Raw genomic sequence first — 18,274 nt, 5'->3', positions numbered from 1 at the left:
CTTCATCTGTCCAAATTCAAGTGTTTATTAAATGTATCAAAGGTAGGCCACCATCTGAATTATTCTGCGAAACCTGTCTGATTCATCGTATCTGATAAAGCAGCAATGGCTTCATTTGCATCAGAACCTACAGCCGTTATTTTAATTACTGCATCATTTGGAATACCTAGGGACATCACACCCAAAATTGATTTTAAGTTGATCAATTTACCTTTATACTCCAGGTTGATGTCAGCAATATATTGACTCGCAGTTCGTACTAGGATTGTTGCTGCACGCGCGTGAATCCCTGTTTCATTAATAATTGTGAAGGTCTTTTCTGCCATGTTAGATCTCCCCTATGTTATATTGTGACTTATTTGTCGATTTCCAAACAGGACGTAAATAACTAAAGACCACGTACGCCAATAGTCTTAAACGGAATCTTTTTACTTCTTCATTGCTTAATAGCCACAAGTTTATGTCTATTCACAATACAGGTTCAATATGTGCAGATTCAGAGATAATAAATGCATTAGGATCAATGTCCTAAAATCAAATGAAGTTTTATATGAAAAACATTGAACGAACACCTACTAAAGTAGAGTGAATCCATTGGGACGAAATCGTAAATCGTCTGATGGCGATGGTTTTAGACCACGCTTTTTGAAAATAAAGCTACCTGCAAAATCACTTTTCTAAAATGAAGTTGCGGGCAATACAACTTCAGAGCTCTTTCTTCCATCACTAAAATTCTTTCACATCTTCAAATTGAATTTGCATCAACTATTGTGTTCAACCAAGCTTTTTTGCAGTTTCATAATAGCCGATTTTCGCCATGATTTTACAGCACTGTTGGAAACTCCATACAGCTCAGCCATTTCACTGATACTCAAATGATCTTGAAATGTTCCGATTACCCAACGCCTTTGCAATTCCGTAAGATTTTCACAATAGCAGGATAAGTACTCAGACTCCAGATGAAGATCACTGGATGATAAAGCAGGGTCTTCAGCCATCACACTTATATCCGTTACGGTATAAGTATCATCGATCCGTACATTTTTCCGAAGTTCATTTAATAGTTTTCCTTTGATTACTTTATAGGCATACGTAGAAAATAAGGCACCGCGGTCAGGATCGAATTTCATTTGTGCCTCCCACAACGCAATTAACCCAACTTGATAGAATTCTTCCTGATTCTTATAAATGGAAATAGACTGAATAATACTGTAAATCATTGGTCTAAATTGTTCAGCCATTTCAGTGAACTTTTCCAAAGACTTTGCCTTTCGAAATATGCATACTTCTTGAATTCCTAGGTAAGTCCACCTTACAAAATTTCAAGATGTTTGACGAAAAGCAAAATCAAGCATTTGGATTGAATAATATAGCGATTTTCAAGTGATTCGTATTCAAAAACCATTTTTCTATGAAGCAAATTAAGAAATTACATCTATTTTTGCCAAAAGTACATAAAAGTGCGTGTTCAAAAGGGATAAAAAGAGCCGAGAAGTTCGCGGACTGATCGTCTCAAGGACCACAGAGACAGAGCTTTGATGCAATTCGCAGGCTTTTTTACCGGACTTTTTGAACAACCTCTAATAGTGTACATTTCCTGACTATTTTACTTTTTATCAGCACTTGTCCATTCATTATTATTCTAAGTACATATAGTAAGATAACCAGCGAACCAGGTTGACAGGAGGTCTAATTAAATGCCATTTTTTAGTTTTGGTCGAAGAAACTTGTTTTTTCGGGATACCTTTAGAAGAAGACCCTTTTTACCTTTTGAAATCGAAATAGAAAGAAGACGACGTATTGAAATAGAGAGAAGAAGACGAAGAATATTTTAATAATCAAAATCAAGCATCCATTGTACAAAGTTATGTCCAAAGGTTAGATAACTTAGGGTATACCTAAAATATATCAGAAGTTTCTTAGCCACTAACAACGCACCACTCTAAATAGCTTGCATTTATATTTCGTATGGTCTTTTCCCTGATTATTACATTTGATTTTCATGATAGTTGCAAATGAGCAGGTTTTTTGTTTGCAAGAGAATTAAATGCGGGTGTCCCAAAAAGGTTCAGTCCCTCACTACTTGATTGTAGTCGGGACTGAACCTTGCTGCTATACACTTATTTAATTAGTTTATAATTTTTATGATTCACAACAGTATTTATCGGTTCGTCCTTTTTTGTATTTCTGCCAATTTCCACAATAACAGAGTTTTCCCGCACGACGACTACCTTCCCCTTTTTCCCTTTTTCAATTCCATTCTTTATATCGATCATATCGCCAACATTCACTTTTTTTTTGCTATCTGTTGGATTCTTATGATCGGCTTTTTCTTCTGCCATATTGCATACCCCTTTTTCTATATTTTTTTGAATATGATGACATCCTTCATAACTATATACACTTGTATATAAGATCGAAAGTCTGTTCCATATGTGCCACGGCTTAAACCAGTCTGTTTTTCTGAACATTATCTTTACTTCCAATTTATTCTTATACATCTGACAGCAGGAAATACTATCTACATATAGTAAAATTCCCTAGACAACGAACAAATCCAAACAGCTAGGATGAGTGTCTTACAGGTAGTTATCGTTAGCATTTTTGGTTTTAATATACTTATGAATGTATGACAAATTATAAAAAGCTATTCGGATAAAATAGTAACTGCTTAGTTTAGCTATACTATCTCATACAATTTTGGGCGCTATAACATAACAAAAGCTAGGGATGATTCAGATTTCGAACCACACCTAGCTTCTTATCTTATTCATTTATTATTTACACATAACGTCCCACTAGTCAATAGCTTCTAATTACTTCATCCATCCAGGTTTTCCAAATCCTTTGAACTCTTCGTCAATAATCTTTTCAAATTCTTCTGACTCGACAACAGCTTTGATGTCTTTTGCAAATTGTGAATCGTTATCGTCTGTTTTAACAGCCACTACATTGCGATATTGATCACGCATATCTTCAAGTGCTAATGCATCAAGCAAGTCCATCTTGGCGGCCAACGCGAAGTTTCCAGGGACAGCAGCTAAGTCTGCACTTTCCACTGAACGGGGAAGTTGACCTGATTCGAGCGGTTGGAATTTCAGATTTTTCTTATTTTCCTTAATATCTTTTTCTGATACCGTTAGTGGGTCTGTATTTTCATCGATTACAATCAAGCCTTCATCTTGGAGCGTATTAAGCGCACGAGCCGCATTGACTGGGTCATTAGGAAGTGTAACCGTTGCCCCGTCTTTTACTTCATCTATGGACTTATACGTGTTTGAAAAAATCCCCATCGGCGCAGTGGGTACAGAGAGCAACGCTGTTAAATCCATCTTATTTTCTTTCGCAAAATTTTCAAGGTAAATGGTATTTTGGAACAGGTTTGCTTGAATATCACCATTGTCCAACGCTTTGTTCGGTTGAATGTAATCGCTAAATTCAACAATCTTCACCTTATATCCTTTTTCTTCTAATCCAGGGATAATAGCTTTCGTTACCATGTCACTATAAGGACCGGCTGTCGCTCCAAATTTAATTTCTTTTGATTCTGAACTTGTCCCTTTGCTACTGTTTTTCTCGCTGTCAGTATTGCCACATGCAGCTAAAGCCGCTACAACAACTACTAAAATAAATGCTGTTAGCCATTTTTTCATAAATTTCTCCCTCTTTCTGTTTCTTATCTTTTATCAACAACTTTGGCGATGAAATCACCAGCAAGTTGAATAATCTGAACTAATATAATTAATATAATTACTGTTGCAATCATAATCGTGTTGTCATAGCGATAATAGCCAAAACGGATAGCCAAATCGCCGATTCCGCCGCCACCAACAGTACCAGCCATAGCCGAAAACCCGATTAAACTGACGAGCGTTAGCGTGACACCTGAGATAATGCCAGATTTGGCTTCTAGCAGTAGCACATCTTTGACGATCATCCATGGTGTTGCACCAGCGGCAATAGCTGCCTCAATGACCCCTTTATCAATCTCACGCAATGCTGTCTCAACAATTCGAGCAAAAAACGGAATCGCTGCAACTGATAGAGATACACTCGCTGCAGTGGGTCCAATTTGTGATCCTACTATAAAGTTAGTTAGTGGAAGTAGTGCAACTAGTAAAATGATAAATGGAATTGAACGTACCAAGTTCACTACAAAACCTAATCCATTATTGAACCAGCGATTTTCCAAGAATAAGCCTTTGTTCGTTACGAATAATAATATTCCGAACGGAAGGCCAATCACAACGGCAACCACTAGTGAAATGGTAATCATATAAATGGTTTGCATAAAAGCCAGATTTATATCTGGGATAAGTTCAACGAAATGATTAAAATCAAAGCCCATCGCGTATCACCTCCACTTGCGCAGCACGATTTTCAATAAACTGAAGTGAGCTTTCGATTTCTTCCTTTTGTCCTTTTAATTCCATAATAAAGATACCGAGTGGCATTTCTTGAATATATTCAATCGAACCATGCAGAAAATTACCACTTACGTTATACTGCTGAAGCATATCGGAAATGATACCTTCTGAAGCAACCTTTCCTTTAAACATGACTTTCACAATCGGTCCCGTGCATCCATTTAATATGACTTCAGGTATTTCAAAAGATACAACACTTTCGATAAACTCATTTGTAAGTTCTGCCTGAGGGTTGGCAAAAATGTCATATACCGCACCTTCTTCAATGACCTTCCCGAACTGCATAATGGCCATTCGATTGCAAATTTCCTTTACAACGTTCATTTCATGAGTAATCAAAACGATCGTAATATTGAGTTCTTTGTTAATTTTCTTCAATAAATTCAATATTGACTTTGTAGTGGTCGGATCTAGTGCTGAAGTGGCCTCATCACATAATAGCACCGTTGGATTATTAGCAAGCGCCCGGGCAATGCCAACCCGTTGCTTTTGCCCACCACTTAGTTGCGCAGGATAAACATCTCTTTTATCAACAAGACCGACCATTTTAAGCAACTCTTCTACCCGCCCTTTTATTTGGCTCGCTGGTATTTTGGCAGCTTTCAAAGAAAAGGCAATATTCTCAAACACGGTTTTTTGACTAATTAAATAAAAATGTTGAAAAATCATACCGATTTTTAACCGCGCTAAACGTAAATCCTCACCTTTTAAAGATGTAAGATCGGTTCCATCCACTTTAATTTGACCTGAAGTGGGCCGCTCCAACAAATTAATGCAGCGAAGCAATGAACTTTTTCCTGCTCCAGAATATCCGACAATTCCATAGATTTCTCCTTTTTCTATGGTCAGCGAAACGTCATCCACTCCTTTAACCAACCCTTTTTTCGTTTTGTATGTCTTAGAAAGATTACGAATTTCGATCATACGATTCCTCACATTTCTTCAAATTGACAAGTGATTTATAAGAGATAGACCTTTATTCCTACAAAAAAATGCTCCCTTCAACTGAAAGGAGCATCGAAATACGAAAGAATCTCGACTTATCTTTCAGAATGATGGTCATTCTGCAGGATTGGCACCTTCCCAATATTGGGGGTTGCCGGACGTCATAGGGCCTAGTCCCTCGGTCGCTCTGGATAAGTATCATGATTAAATTTATTGTAATTAATATATTATAAAACTATTTAACTATTGTCAATCTTAAAAAAATAATAACACACTACTACTCTAGCAGTGTACCAATTTTAAATCCTTATGATTCGTATAAATCCGTCCGCCTGTCTTGAAAAACTGGAATCGTCTTCCGTACCCGATCGACTTCCTCTAAATCCAGTTCCGCGTACAAGATCCCTTCCGCTGTTTGATTGCTAATAAGTAACTCACCCCAAGGTGCAATGACCATCGAATGACCATTAAATTCATTATTTGGGTCTTTACCGACGCGGTTGACAGCCACGATAAAACATTGGTTTTCAATCGCCCTTGCTTGCAATAATAATTGCCAATGGTCAATCCGTTGCTTTGGCCACTCAGCCGGTATAAACATAATTTTGGCTCCATTTAAAGTGTGAGTCCGAATCCATTCTGGAAAACGCAAATCATAACAGATGACCCCGCCACACGTTATACCATCCAATTCAAATACATTCATACTTTGTCCTTCGTTCAAATATACATGCTCATCCATTAACTTGAATAAATGAGCTTTATCGTAGGCGGCGACAATTTTTCCAGTTCTATCCACGATATACATCGTATTAAAGTATTTGTCTCCTCTTTTCGTTGCTACTGAACCACCGACAATGTTCACTTGATGTTTTTTGGCAAGCTGAGACAGTAGCTTTCTTGTTATACTTCCCTCGCGATCAGCCAGACTGTCAAGCTTATCGAGAGCGTAGCCTGTATTCCACATTTCCGGAAATACAATGACATCCACTTGTGCATTTGCCGCTTCTTCGATATATTTTTCAATCGCTGTAAAATTTTTTTCTGGCTCACCAAAGGTGATATCCATTTGCACACAAGCAATCTTCATTTTTCGGCACCTCTAGACTTTTTTATCTAAATATTATAAAATTTTAGATTAAATAGCAACTCTTACATAAAAGGTGGTTCACATGGAATATTCAGAGCGCTTAAAAAAATTACCAGTACAATTTTTCGCAAACCTAGTTGAAAAGGTAGGCAAAGCAGTTGCAGAAGGACGGGATGTTATTAACTTAGGTCAAGGTAACCCTGATCAGCCGACACCACCTCATATCATCAAAGCGCTACAAACTGCGGTAGAGGATCCACAAACTCATAAATATTCTCCGTTTAGAGGACTTAAAGAACTGAAGGAAGCTGCTAGCGAATTTTATTTAAAACAATATGGAGTAGCTATCGACCCAGAGACTGAAGTAGCTATTTTATTTGGGACGAAAACAGGTCTAGTTGAGTTGCCAATGTGCTTGTTAAATGAAGGCGAACTTATGTTATTGCCTGATCCAGGTTACCCGGATTATTTATCAGGTGCAGTGTTGGCGAATGTCGAGTATCAGACCTTCCCACTTAAAGCTGAAAATCAATTTTTACCAGATTTCAACGCCATACCGCAAAAACAAAAAGAAGCAGCAAAATTAATGTATCTTAACTATCCGAACAATCCGACTGGTGCTACAGTAGATCGGACGTTCTTTGAAGAAACAGTTGCTTTTGCGAAAAAACATTCCATCACGATTTTGCATGATTTCGCCTATGGTGCCATCGGTTTTGATGGAAAAAAACCAGTAAGTTTTCTTGAAGTTGACGGGGCAAAAGACGTTGGTGTGGAAATGTATACCTTATCGAAAACCTATAATATGGCTGGCTGGCGCGTTGGCTTTGCAGTCGGGAATCCCAAAATAATTGAAGCCTTAAACCTCATTCAAGACCATTTATATGTTAGTCTATTTCCGGCTGTTCAAAAGGCCGCAGTTGCTGCGCTAACAGATGATCAGCAATGTGTTGAAGAACTTGTCAACCGTTATGAACAACGCCGAAATGCCTTTATTACGGCATGTCAAAATATTGGTTGGAAAGTCGAGGCACCAACTGGATCTTTTTTCGCTTGGTTGCCGGTTCCTAATGGGTTTACTAGTGAAACATTCGCCGATTATTTGCTTGAGAAAGCAGATGTAGCAGTTGCTGCTGGAAAAGGGTTTGGTGAATATGGAGAAGGGTATATCCGTGTCGGTTTATTAGTCGATGAAAAATTATTGGTAAAGGCCGTAGAGCGGATTGGAAAACTAAATTTATTCCAATAATTCATATCATCATAAATTCGAAGTAAGGAGGGCGTCCCATATGCCAAGGTGTCAAATCCCACAATATATTACAGCTAGTATGATTTTCGTTTCAGAATACCTAGCTGTAATACTGTGTTGGTGCCAGGTCTCTTATGGGCCACCTTTTTAATGGTAAAAAATTTCTCGTTGTGCTTATTATCTGAAAATTCTTTTTTCTATTATATATCACTAGTAACTTTTTACTTATTTTGGTATGATTTACATATAATACTTTTAATGATTCATACTATTAGTGAAAGCTCGGTGCAACGATGGATCTTATGACAAAGGACTTACTTATCAATTTTTTATTTATTCTACTCTCTCTATGTTTAGTACAAATGGTTTATTTAATTAAATATGCCTATCGATTAGAAGAAATAAAAGGATGGATTATTGGTATTTTCCCAGTAGTCTCACTTATCCTATGCATGCTACTTCCTATAGCTCTTGAAAAAGGTTCAGTTTGGGACCTTCGCTGGATCCCCTTCATTTTAGGAGGTTTAATCGGAGGTTTTCGTTTAGGTTTTTCTCAATTACTTTTGATTCTTATCATCCGCTATTTTCAAGGTCATGATGTCGGTTTTTATATTACAGCGATCACACACATCTTTATCGGTTTATTCGTATTCTTCTTATCTAAATACTATTTACAAATGAACATCAAACAAAAAGTAGCGTTAAGTATCGCATTAACTATTTTTGCATTATTTAGTTCCTTATTTGTTTCAATACATATGTTTGGGGTTAACACGGATAACATGTTTTGGATGAAGTTTGTCGCCATTCATATTATCGGCATGTTTATTTCCACTCTTCTTTGGGAAGTGATCCAAACAAATTTTCAGGTACTACAAAAGTTAGTGAAGGCAGAAAAATTACAAATTGTGAGCCATCTTGCTGCCAGCATCTCTCATGAAGTCAGAAATCCACTCACTGTCAGCCGAGGATTTATCCAAATGTTATCTGAAGGTGAATCAACACAGGCAAGAAAAGAGTATGCAAATATCGCGTTACAAGAATTGGATCGTGCTACAGACGTGATTAACGATTATTTAACTTTTGCCAAACCCGCATTCGATATAGAAGAAAATATTAATATTAATGAGGAAGTTCAACATGCTGTCAATGTCATTATCCCCTTAGCCAATATGAATGGAATACAGGTGAAGTTATCTGCAGTAGATCATTCTTATGTAGCTAAAGGGGATAGAAAAAAGTTCCAACAATGTTTAATTAATATCATGAAAAATGGCATTGAATCCATGTCAAATCATGGAGAAATTAACATCCACTTAAACTATGAAAATAGCATGATCCATATTAATATTCAGGATGAAGGAATAGGGATGACACAAGAACAAATCGATCGTCTTGGGGAACCTTTTTTTACAACAAAAGAAAAAGGAACTGGACTCGGAATGATGGTTTCGTTTAGTATTATTAAAGAGATGAATGGAAACATTCATGTGACTAGTGAGCATGGGGAAGGAACCCGTTTCTCTATTATCCTACCCGTCTATTCCGTGATTGATCGTATGACTCAAGATAATCACTTTACAAAATTGGGATAGGAAACAAGCTGTTCAAACCTTAAATCTACTTAGAAGTTATTCGATAAAAAAGATACATAAAGTGAAACTACTATTAGCAAGGGTTTTCTCACCCCACCTCAAGCTTTGAGGTGCGATTACAACCTGTTAAACCGGGATGAAATTAGCCACAAATGCTTAAAATTTGCAATCCTAAGTTTTGAATTAAATCACGTCAAATCAAAGATTGATAGGAAGAAGTCCATTCTGGTTGAATAGGCTTCTTCGCACTATTTTTTTAGGCCTTAGCTTGTATGTCAAAATCAAATACTTCTATATTCTCTTCATCTGTTACAACTAGTAAATCTGTATGAATATAGTCCTTTCCAAAAATAGTTTTTAAATCTTCATAATAAACACCGTCAGCTTTAACTAAGATCTCATCTTCTACATACATATAAACCGTAAAGTACTTTTGCAAAAAAGAAAAAAATGCCTCTACTTTTATTCCTGATTTTTCTATATATTCACTATTAAATTCAATAAAACCAACCGCAGATTCACATCTCTTGAATAACTCGATCATTCCTTTTAAGACGAATGCTTCATACCCTTCTACATCTACTTTAAATAGCACGGTTCCATTTGTTATGTCTTTTTTTAAGATTGAATCAATCGCGATGGTTCGAACTGGTACCTTTTCAATCATATTGTGAGCTGGTATATAGGAAGCAGAAGATGTCCCCGACCAATGTTTATCAATAAAGAATTCTTTCTGTTCGTCATCTTTGTCTGATGCAAAGGCATTGATAATCGTGATTTGGGTTTTATTCGGATGAACCTCTCTTGACTTAATAATGTATTGAATCAGATGGTGATTTGCCTCGATTCCATATATGATTGTTCGAACAGGATAGGTTGTAGAAAAAAGACATTCACCATAGTTTACCCCTACGTCTATGATCAGATCTGGAGAGAACTCTTTTACAGATGTACTCCAGAAATAGGAGAGTCGCTTTTGTGTGATTCCGTCACTAATTAATAACGCTCTACCACGGTTTTCCTCTGAATTAATATATAGAACATTAGACGAAGGGAATACGATTTTGTTTGGAATTTTATCGATGTTTAATGTTTTATATTTTAAAAAAATTCCCAAATCAATTAAAAATTTCCAGGTTTTAGGGTGATTTTCCCACATATTCATTATAAAAGGGGTACGAACTACTACTTTTGATATCAAGACATAACCTCCTACTCGTATTCTCCAATAGGTGCTTATATTAAGATTTCTTTAATGTATGGGAAAATCCTTTAACTGAATCATAGATTAACAAAACATTTACAATAGGTGGAAAGGCATTCTATTTGTATGTAGAAAAAGAGTACATGTTTCTGTTCGTTGAAATGTTCTTGAATGCCCTCTCGTATCATAAATAATTAATAAAGGAGTGTTTATTTGTGAGAAGATTTCAATGTGTATTCATGGTCCTCTCTCTCTTGATTATGGCTGCTTGTGGACGAAATGAGTCGGTGCCTAATCAAAGAGATGAGCATAAGAAAGAAATTGTGCATGAAACGGAAAAGAAAGGTACAAATCAAACGGAACAAAGTATCTTATCTGACTTTTTTATGAAGGATGGAGCGATTGCTGAATACTTGGGGATAGGCAACGAGTATGCGCAATACAATTCGCGAACTCAATGGTTGAATGACCATTATGTAAATGTATACGAAGATAATGGTGGAACGGTAATGTTAAGAACGTTTCGCATAGAAGAGAATAAAGTTGTCGTCGTGAAAGAAACAGGAGAGGCTTATGATGATTATTTGCCTACCGAAAATGAACTTGATCAACTAAACCCGTTGTATACGTACTTGCAGCTACCATTAAAAACTGGATCTGAGTTTGATGGTTGGAAAGTGATTGAGGACTCGCTTACACTTTCTACACCCTACAAACGATTTGAAAACGTAATTGTCATTGAAAAAAACAACGAGGATCATTCCGTTACACGTAAATATTTTGTGGTAGGACTCGGTGAAGTTAAGCGGGAGTTTACTATGCAAGAGGGGAAAGTAAAAACGACGATTACCTCTGTTCTTGAGAAGATTAATTAGTTGGATCGAGGTTTTAAAACATGGGGTATTACAGCCGGTTCAAACAGGATAAATAGAAACGAGGTAAATATGATGAATTTGATAGAAAAGATGTGCTTAGGAGAAGTCTATTGTGATTTTGAACCTGAGTTGATAAAAGGACGAGAGAATGCGAAGAAAATAACACGATTATATAATTTGACAACTGATAGTGAAATGGAACAGAGAAAGCTATTATTGGACAAGTTATTTCAAGCACGAGGCAGGAATACAATGATTGAACCTAACTTTCGAGTTGAATATGGATTTAATATCCATGTAGGGGATAATTTCTTTGCCAATTACGATGCAATCATACTAGATTGTGCAAAAGTTACGATTGGGAATGATGTATTATTTGGACCAAGAGTAGGAATTTACACCGCAAATCACGTGACAGATCCTGAAGCCAGGGCAAAGGGTGATGTATATGCTTTACCTGTTACGATTGGGAATAAAGTATGGTTAGGAGCAAACGTTGTTGTGAACCCTGGTGTTAAGATTGGTGAAAATAGTATCATCGGGTCAGGAAGCGTTGTTACAAAAGATATTCCCCCGAATGTTGTAGCTGCCGGTGTACCTTGCAAGGTGATTAAGCAAATCTAGTTTTGCTATTTATTAACTAAAAAACGGTGCGATTTCATGTGAAAGCCACCGTTTTTTTCGTGCAGTATTTTTCAAAACCATTTATTTTTGATACTTTATCGGTATTAGACGAGAAGACTCCCACTTCAAATTTCCTATAGCAATTGAATCATTAAGTACATTCACTACCTTTAGAGTCATTTCCTTTCGTTAGTGAATGACCCCTTCTCCCCCCCCCCCTTTCGGGTTGTTTGAAGAAGGGGCTTCCTGATTCATCAACCGTAGCATAGTGAGGGTTTCCCAATATGTCTTACACAATCTCCACAGGCGTAGATTATACTGTTCGGACACAACCTTGCCCTACAGTTCTTGGTATGTTAGTTTGGCACAAGCCATTCTTTTATAGCTTTTTGTAGAATATTTATGGCAGCGTTATAGTCTCTATCTAGCACCATTCCACATTTCGTGCAAATGTGAGTACGAATAGATAGAGACTTTTTGACTCGATTGTTACAACAAGAGCAATCTTGTGAAGTGAATTTTGGTTCTACCTTGATCAGTACGCCACCATTTTTTTCACATTTATACGCAAGCATGTTTCGGAACATCCCCCAACCAGCGTCAGAAATGGACTTAGATAACTTTCTATTTCTAACCATGTTTCGGATATTCAGATTTTCCACAGCGATAACCGAATAATTTTTTGCTAAGTTGTAACTTAGTTTATGAAGAAAGTCTTTTCGTTGATTCGCTACTTTTTCATGAAATTGTCGAACTTGTTGCACTTGTTTCCTGTAGTTACTAGACCCCTTTTTCTTCTTAGAAAGTTTTCGTTGTGCCTTTTTTACTTGTTTTTCTTTTTTACGAAGAAATCTAGGATTATCATACTCTATACCATTGGAAAGAACCGCATATTTAGTGAGTCCCACGTCTATTCCTACTGCATGATGTACATCAATATTCGCTGGTAGTACTTGTCCTTCGACACAAAAAATAGCCTACCATCTTTTTCCTTGACGCTTGATGATAAGTTGTTTGATGCTTCCTTCTAATGGTCTATGAAGCAGAATGTCTATTTCACCTAGCTTTGTATGGAATAACTTCCCGTTATCAGAAAAAGACATCGCCATTCTGTTACCTTTTGCATTCCTCCCAAATTGAGGAAACGTCATACTCGTATAATCTTTGTACCCTTTCTGTTTTGGGTATTTTGTATCCTTGCGAAAGAAGCTATCAAATGCCTTTTTTAATCGCACAAAAACTTCCTGCAAAGGCTGAGAAGGAACTTCCTTTAGAAACAGGTACTTCTTTTTATCCAAGGTTTGTTGTCTTTGCATATCGTAACGGTTGTAGCTTTCTTTGTTTTGTCTATATTTACGTTCTTTATCTAAAAGGGCAGAATTATAGGTTTGACGGCAGTATTGTAACCAACTGTCTAACCTTTCCTTTTGTTCTTCTGTTGGGAAAATCTCGTATTTTTGATTGATCAACACGGTCATCACCTCCCTTGCTGGATCTGACCCCGTTATAGAACATTCGTTCTGAAAGTGAAAGTCTTTGGCTAACGCCAACCGAAATTCATCCCCTCCCTATCCTTGGGTTTCACCCTTCATAGGCTTGAGGAAGGGGAATTCTTTCGGAAGGTTATTAAAATATTCGTTTATTGTAGGGAGGGATGCTTTGAGGAAAGGTAAATACGTTATACGGATCATATTCGGTTTTAACTTTTCTAAGTCGGTTGACATTTTCGCCATAGTAGGTGGTTGGCCAGTCTTTAATATAAATATCCGGCCAGTTCACATAGTCGCCCATTGTATTCTTTGATAGCGCCTTTCTTAGACTTTCAATCCAATGGACGTTTTTCCGTTCCTCACTAGTGGAATTCCAAGAAGAAATATACTCCTGAGCGATAATAGCTTCTCGATAATAGTAGGCTGTATCTTTGGGGGCAAGTCGGTTAACTGCACCTCCCAGTGATTGGTGCCATATGGCTGCATTTTCGTTAGGTGCTCTGGCCAAAAATTGTTTCATCTTTAGAATGGCTTCTCTAGAAAGTGGTTCTCCTATAAACGAACCGGATCTCTTAAAATTGGATGGACGGTCTCCGCTTGGAGAATCAAAAAATTTGACCGTATCAATATACGGTACCTCTTTTACTCTTTGATCGATGGGTCTGCCGGCTTTTAATAATGGCTGAAGGAGCTGTTTTAATTTGGAAACAGGACCAACAAACTCCCCAAGTACTTCAATTCTATTTACTTCCTTCGCTCTTAATTCAATTGTAGAAGTAAGTCGTTTATCCGTGAAAGGTGCCCAATTCTGCCATACGTTAAATACCTCCTCAAAATCCTCCCATCCCCATGTAATCGAGAAAATCGCTACGTCCGAGATTGGATGTACCCTAAATGTTAAGGATGTGACAATACCAAAGTTCCCGCCACCACCACCACGAGAAGCCCAAAATAAATCACTATTTTCATACTTATTCGCTTTAATAACTTCCGCGTCCCTATTGGAAGAAGCTTTAACCATTTCAATTTCAAGTAGTTGATCACAAGTCAGGCCAAATAATCTTGTTAATAAACCAATTCCACCACCAAGCGTGAGACCGACAATCCCCGTATTGACAGATGTTCCAGCAGGAATGGTGACTCCGTATTCCCATAATTCTTGATATACTTTCCCTAATCCAGCACCCGCTTCAATCTTCGCGGTTAAACTTTGGCGATTAACTGTTATTTGATTCATTTCACTTACATCAATAATCAGTCCTCTGTTCACTAAAGAAAAATTTTCAAAGCTATGGCGTCCACTTCTCAAACGGAAAGGGATACGATTCTCCCTCACCCATTTTAATGCATTCACTATATCTTGAACATTTTGACAAAAAACGATCATCCTTGGAAACTTCGGGATGCTCAAGTTCAGATTTATTCTCGCTTGCTCATAATCAGAATCATTCGGTGTGACAATTCGACCTGTCAGTTTCGTCTTTTCCAAAAAGAATCCCCTTTCTGCCGATGAGTAATGGCTTTCATTGTGTAAAGGGTTTTTCTATAAATACTATGAATCATTTTTAGGAAAAGACCTTTGAAGTAGATCGGCACAGTATCGTAGATTAAGAATTCAAATTAGAGCATGAGTCTTTCGCGCTGGAACCTGAATTTTTATACAAAAAAAGGGCGTCCCAAAAGCAAAAGGTCAGACCCCGCAATAACTAAATACAATATAAGATGCGTGTATAAAACGCTACATACTGATTTAGAGTGCCAGGTCAGACCCTTATGGACATCCTCTTTATTTGTTAAATATGCTATATAGCTTCAAGGGATTCTCAAAAGAAAATTCTACAATAGATCTCTTCTTAATTCTTCTGCAGATTTTGGAGATAAATATACAGGTGCAACCTCATAAACGGTTTTGGCACCAACTTGTCCCTCTTTGTTTAATCGATATGCAGCTCGCGCATATGCGACTAATACACTTGCTGTAAATTCTGGATTACTCTCTAGGTTTAGTGAGAATTCAATAATTTGTTTATTGTCTGATCCTGTTTTCCCACCACGAATAACAAAACCACCATGTGGCAATTTTGAATGATTCTCTTTTAATTCTTCTTCTGTAATAAAGTTCACTTTCGTTTCATAATCGGCAAAGTAGTTCGGCATCGTGACAATATCTTGTTCAATTTTAGCTTGATCATATCCTTCTTCCGCTACAACATAGCAAACACGAAGATGTTTCTCTGCCGTGGATAATTCAGGATTTTCACCATTTCTTACTTGTTCAACTGCCTCATCGATTGGTACCGTATATTGAACAGCACCTTTCACACCTTCAACTCTACGAACAGCATCTGAGTGTCCTTGGCTAACACCTTTACCCCAGAACGTATAATTTTCACCGTTCGGTAAAATCGCTTCTGCCATTAAACGATTGATCGAGAACAAACCTGGATCCCAGCCAACAGAAATAATGCTTGTCTTTCCACTTTCTTTTGCAGAACGATCAACCGAATTAAAATATTCAGGAATTTTAGCATGTGTATCATAGCTGTCAATTGTGTTAAACATTTTGGCCAAATCAGGGCCTTGTTCTGGAAGATCCGTTGCTGATCCTCCACATAAAATCATAACATCAATTTCATCCTTATAATCCACTGCTTTGGAAATATGTAAAACCTTCACATTTGGTTCATTGACCGAAATACTGTCAGGTGTTCTTCTTGTAAAAATAGCGACAAGATCCATATCTGGACATTGTTTAATTGCCTCTACTGTTCCTCTGCCAAGATTACCATACCCGACGATTCCTATTTTAATTTGATTACTCATCGTGTTCCCCTCCATCGTTGAATTTTCCGAGGACATTTTTAGTCCTTTCTATATTATATTACTTTTTTTGTATGACACACAAATATGAGATGAAGATTGATTTATTTCAAAAGTTAGATTGATTCAGAGAGTTGAATTGTGAATGAAAACATAGTGTTAGGCAAGTTTTATCCCATAACCTCAAAAGACAAAGGAACCCTTGTGGCTCCTTTGTCGTATTAGTGTTGTGCTCTAATAAAAAATTCCATGCTCCCTATCCTATTAAAATAAAGTGATAACAATAAAGAAAACAAGCATAGTAGCTAGACCAACAGGAAGACCAAATTTTGCCCATTCCTTACTTGTGATCCCTAGCTTTCCTGCTGAAATGATGTTCGGGATGTTACCTGGTATAAGCATCCCACCACTAATCAATAGACCAAGTAGAATTGCCTTTATGGTCGGTTCATCCATAGAAGGGCTAATTTCAGCGGCAGCGAGTGTTGCATTATCAAGAACTGCTGAAATCATATTAATCCAGTAAAGAATTCCGGTATTTAAATCAAGCAGGTAACGGTTAATCAACGTTTCAAAACCTGCTCCAAGAAGGGTCAGTCCCATGACAAACAAATAAATTTTTATCGTTCTAATCATAATTTCACGATAGGTTTCGCTCGATTGATTGTTGGACAGCCCATCTTGAGTTTGTTTCGGATGCACCAAAAACGCAGCAAGAATCCCGAAAATCAGTACAGCTGGAATAACTTCAGGGCCAATTAATCGCAAGAGATAAAAGAAATCCTCTCCTAATTTACTGATGGCGATGGTTGAAAGCGGCTCACCAATCGGTGTTAACGCTGCTCCAAGACCAATAGAGAAGCAGGCTAAAACGACAAGTCGAACCTCTGATTGACGGTCAAGTGTCAGAACACTAACAATGAGAACTAAAATTAAAGCAGCAATAATTGCAGTAATCACACTTGAAATCAATCCTAAGATAATAACGACTAGAGCAATAAATAACCGAAAAGGCATCGCACGACTTATGCCTAGAATCCCTTTTTCTAAAGGTGTCTTAAGCCACTTAAATAATAGCCCAGCCACCAAAACAGCAATCGTAATTTTAATCGGATCCTCTAATGCTTTAATTAGAAGATGCTTATCAAATACGCCGCCAACGATTGCAGCTAAAAAACCCATAATAAACAAAAATACTTCTAAATTTTCTTCAATGTATTTTACGAAAAAAGGCAAAAATAATACTAGAAGTAAAATAAGTAACAACCCAATAATCATTGATTTCTCCCTCTCAAACAAGCCTTGCTTGCAGCAAAATAGTATGTAAACACTCTATAAAACTATTTTAACATAAAATACGTCATGATAGTTATATTATTCTGATAATTCAACGAGCGAACTACCCTTTATTTCGCAAATTTCAGACCTTTCCCCAGGATTATAGTAGTATCAGAGTAAAATGATAGAGAGCATCCTGCCTTTAGCTTATTTCTCAGCGAAAAGAAGAGCACCTTGTTGGGATCCAGAAGTTAAGTTCATGAGCCAGAATCCGGTTTTACAAGCCAGATTGAGTACTTTACGAGCCAGATTTAAGATTTGCAAGCCAGATTTAAGATTTGCAAGCCAGATTGTGCACTTTACGAGCCGGATTTAAGATTTGCAAGCCAGATTGTGCACTTTACGAGCCGGATTTAAGATTTGCAAGCCAGATCGAGCACTTTACGAGCCGGATTTAAGATTTGCAAGCCAGATTGTGCACTTTACGAGCCGGATTTAAGATTTGCAAGCCAGAATTGAAATACACACTCCATAACGAGTTTACTCACAATAAAGTTAAAATTGGCAAACTCCCATTCAAGTGCGTGTTCAAAAAGGTGGATAAAAAGAGCCGAGAAGTTCGAGGAGCGTTTAGTCTCAAGGACCGGACTTGCACAGGATGTGCCGACTTCTGTGTT

The 18,274-nt window shown here is 37.3% G+C and carries 15 protein-coding genes, 1 pseudogene and 1 riboswitch; of the genes and pseudogenes, 4 read left to right on the top strand and 12 right to left on the bottom strand.

The genetic code is table 11. The features are described from left to right. Positions 1-59: 59 nt before the first annotated feature. From AC1MGI_RS08710 to AC1MGI_RS08680, 7 genes are all read right to left on the bottom strand, one after another. Positions 60-326: a phosphocarrier protein HPr gene (locus tag AC1MGI_RS08710; RefSeq protein WP_480349359.1), complete on the bottom strand. Its 267-nt coding sequence runs from the start codon at positions 324-326 to the stop codon at positions 60-62. Positions 327-761: 435 nt separating this feature from the next. Next, positions 762-1,259, bottom strand: a complete 498-nt coding sequence (locus tag AC1MGI_RS08705) for a sigma-70 family RNA polymerase sigma factor (RefSeq protein WP_480349358.1) — start codon at positions 1,257-1,259, stop codon at positions 762-764. A gap of 861 nt (positions 1,260-2,120) precedes the next feature. Continuing rightward, on the bottom strand, positions 2,121-2,342 hold the full coding sequence (locus AC1MGI_RS08700) for a DUF2187 family protein (RefSeq protein WP_480349357.1): 222 nt from the start codon (positions 2,340-2,342) through the stop codon (positions 2,121-2,123). A gap of 474 nt (positions 2,343-2,816) precedes the next feature. Then, on the bottom strand, positions 2,817-3,653 hold the full coding sequence (locus AC1MGI_RS08695; RefSeq protein ID WP_480349356.1) for a MetQ/NlpA family ABC transporter substrate-binding protein: 837 nt from the start codon (positions 3,651-3,653) through the stop codon (positions 2,817-2,819). A gap of 23 nt (positions 3,654-3,676) precedes the next feature. After that, complete coding sequence (locus tag AC1MGI_RS08690) at positions 3,677-4,348, bottom strand: methionine ABC transporter permease (RefSeq protein WP_480349355.1); 672 nt, start codon at positions 4,346-4,348, stop codon at positions 3,677-3,679. Further along, the gene (locus tag AC1MGI_RS08685; protein ID WP_480349354.1) at positions 4,338-5,351 is read right to left on the bottom strand and encodes a methionine ABC transporter ATP-binding protein; all 1,014 of its coding nucleotides are present in this window, start codon (positions 5,349-5,351) and stop codon (positions 4,338-4,340) included. The genes AC1MGI_RS08690 and AC1MGI_RS08685 overlap by 11 nt, the downstream gene beginning before the upstream one ends. 113 nt (positions 5,352-5,464) lie before the next feature. After that, positions 5,465-5,570, bottom strand: a riboswitch (SAM riboswitch). Between the two features lie 109 nt (positions 5,571-5,679). Then, complete coding sequence (locus AC1MGI_RS08680; protein WP_480349352.1) at positions 5,680-6,462, bottom strand: carbon-nitrogen family hydrolase; 783 nt, start codon at positions 6,460-6,462, stop codon at positions 5,680-5,682. An 82-nt stretch (positions 6,463-6,544) separates the two neighbouring features. On the opposite strand from AC1MGI_RS08680, the gene AC1MGI_RS08675 reads away from it, so the two are divergent. Together AC1MGI_RS08675 and AC1MGI_RS08670 are read left to right on the top strand one after the other, a co-directional pair. Continuing rightward, positions 6,545-7,711 carry an aminotransferase class I/II-fold pyridoxal phosphate-dependent enzyme gene (locus AC1MGI_RS08675; protein WP_480349351.1) on the top strand — a complete coding sequence of 389 codons (1,167 nt, stop codon included), beginning with the start codon at positions 6,545-6,547 and terminating at the stop codon, positions 7,709-7,711. Between the two features lie 362 nt (positions 7,712-8,073). Further along, the gene (locus AC1MGI_RS08670; protein ID WP_480349350.1) at positions 8,074-9,306 is read left to right on the top strand and encodes an ATP-binding protein; all 1,233 of its coding nucleotides are present in this window, start codon (positions 8,074-8,076) and stop codon (positions 9,304-9,306) included. Positions 9,307-9,562: 256 nt separating this feature from the next. On the opposite strand, the gene AC1MGI_RS08665 is transcribed toward AC1MGI_RS08670, so the two are convergent. Further along, a complete protein-coding gene (locus tag AC1MGI_RS08665; protein ID WP_480349349.1) occupies positions 9,563-10,507 on the bottom strand; it encodes an FkbM family methyltransferase in 945 nt (314 codons plus the stop codon). 218 nt (positions 10,508-10,725) lie between these two features. On the opposite strand from AC1MGI_RS08665, the gene AC1MGI_RS08660 reads away from it, so the two are divergent. Together AC1MGI_RS08660 and AC1MGI_RS08655 are read left to right on the top strand one after the other, a co-directional pair. Continuing rightward, on the top strand, positions 10,726-11,385 hold the full coding sequence (locus AC1MGI_RS08660) for a hypothetical protein (RefSeq protein WP_480349348.1): 660 nt from the start codon (positions 10,726-10,728) through the stop codon (positions 11,383-11,385). 69 nt (positions 11,386-11,454) lie between these two features. Further along, the gene (locus AC1MGI_RS08655; protein ID WP_480349347.1) at positions 11,455-12,009 is read left to right on the top strand and encodes a sugar O-acetyltransferase; all 555 of its coding nucleotides are present in this window, start codon (positions 11,455-11,457) and stop codon (positions 12,007-12,009) included. 356 nt (positions 12,010-12,365) lie between these two features. Here the strand turns inward: AC1MGI_RS08655 and AC1MGI_RS08650 are convergent. The 4 genes and pseudogenes from AC1MGI_RS08650 to AC1MGI_RS08635 all read right to left on the bottom strand — a co-directional run bounded on the left by AC1MGI_RS08650 (position 12,366) and on the right by AC1MGI_RS08635 (position 17,597). After that, a pseudogene (locus AC1MGI_RS08650) lies at positions 12,366-13,487 on the bottom strand (RNA-guided endonuclease InsQ/TnpB family protein). A 148-nt stretch (positions 13,488-13,635) separates the two neighbouring features. Continuing rightward, the gene (locus AC1MGI_RS08645; RefSeq protein ID WP_480349346.1) at positions 13,636-14,988 is read right to left on the bottom strand and encodes an FAD-binding oxidoreductase; all 1,353 of its coding nucleotides are present in this window, start codon (positions 14,986-14,988) and stop codon (positions 13,636-13,638) included. Between the two features lie 347 nt (positions 14,989-15,335). Beyond that, positions 15,336-16,322 (bottom strand): diaminopimelate dehydrogenase, encoded by a 987-nt coding sequence (locus tag AC1MGI_RS08640; RefSeq protein WP_480349345.1) that lies wholly within the window; start codon positions 16,320-16,322, stop codon positions 15,336-15,338. A gap of 261 nt (positions 16,323-16,583) precedes the next feature. Continuing rightward, positions 16,584-17,597: a DUF1646 family protein gene (locus tag AC1MGI_RS08635; RefSeq protein WP_480349344.1), complete on the bottom strand. Its 1,014-nt coding sequence runs from the start codon at positions 17,595-17,597 to the stop codon at positions 16,584-16,586. Positions 17,598-18,274: the final 677 nt, after the last annotated feature.

This window comes from Peribacillus sp. BM1 (assembly GCF_056679975.1).
Note: the sequence above shows the minus strand (reverse complement) of the source record. Positions and strands in the feature narration are given on the sequence as shown.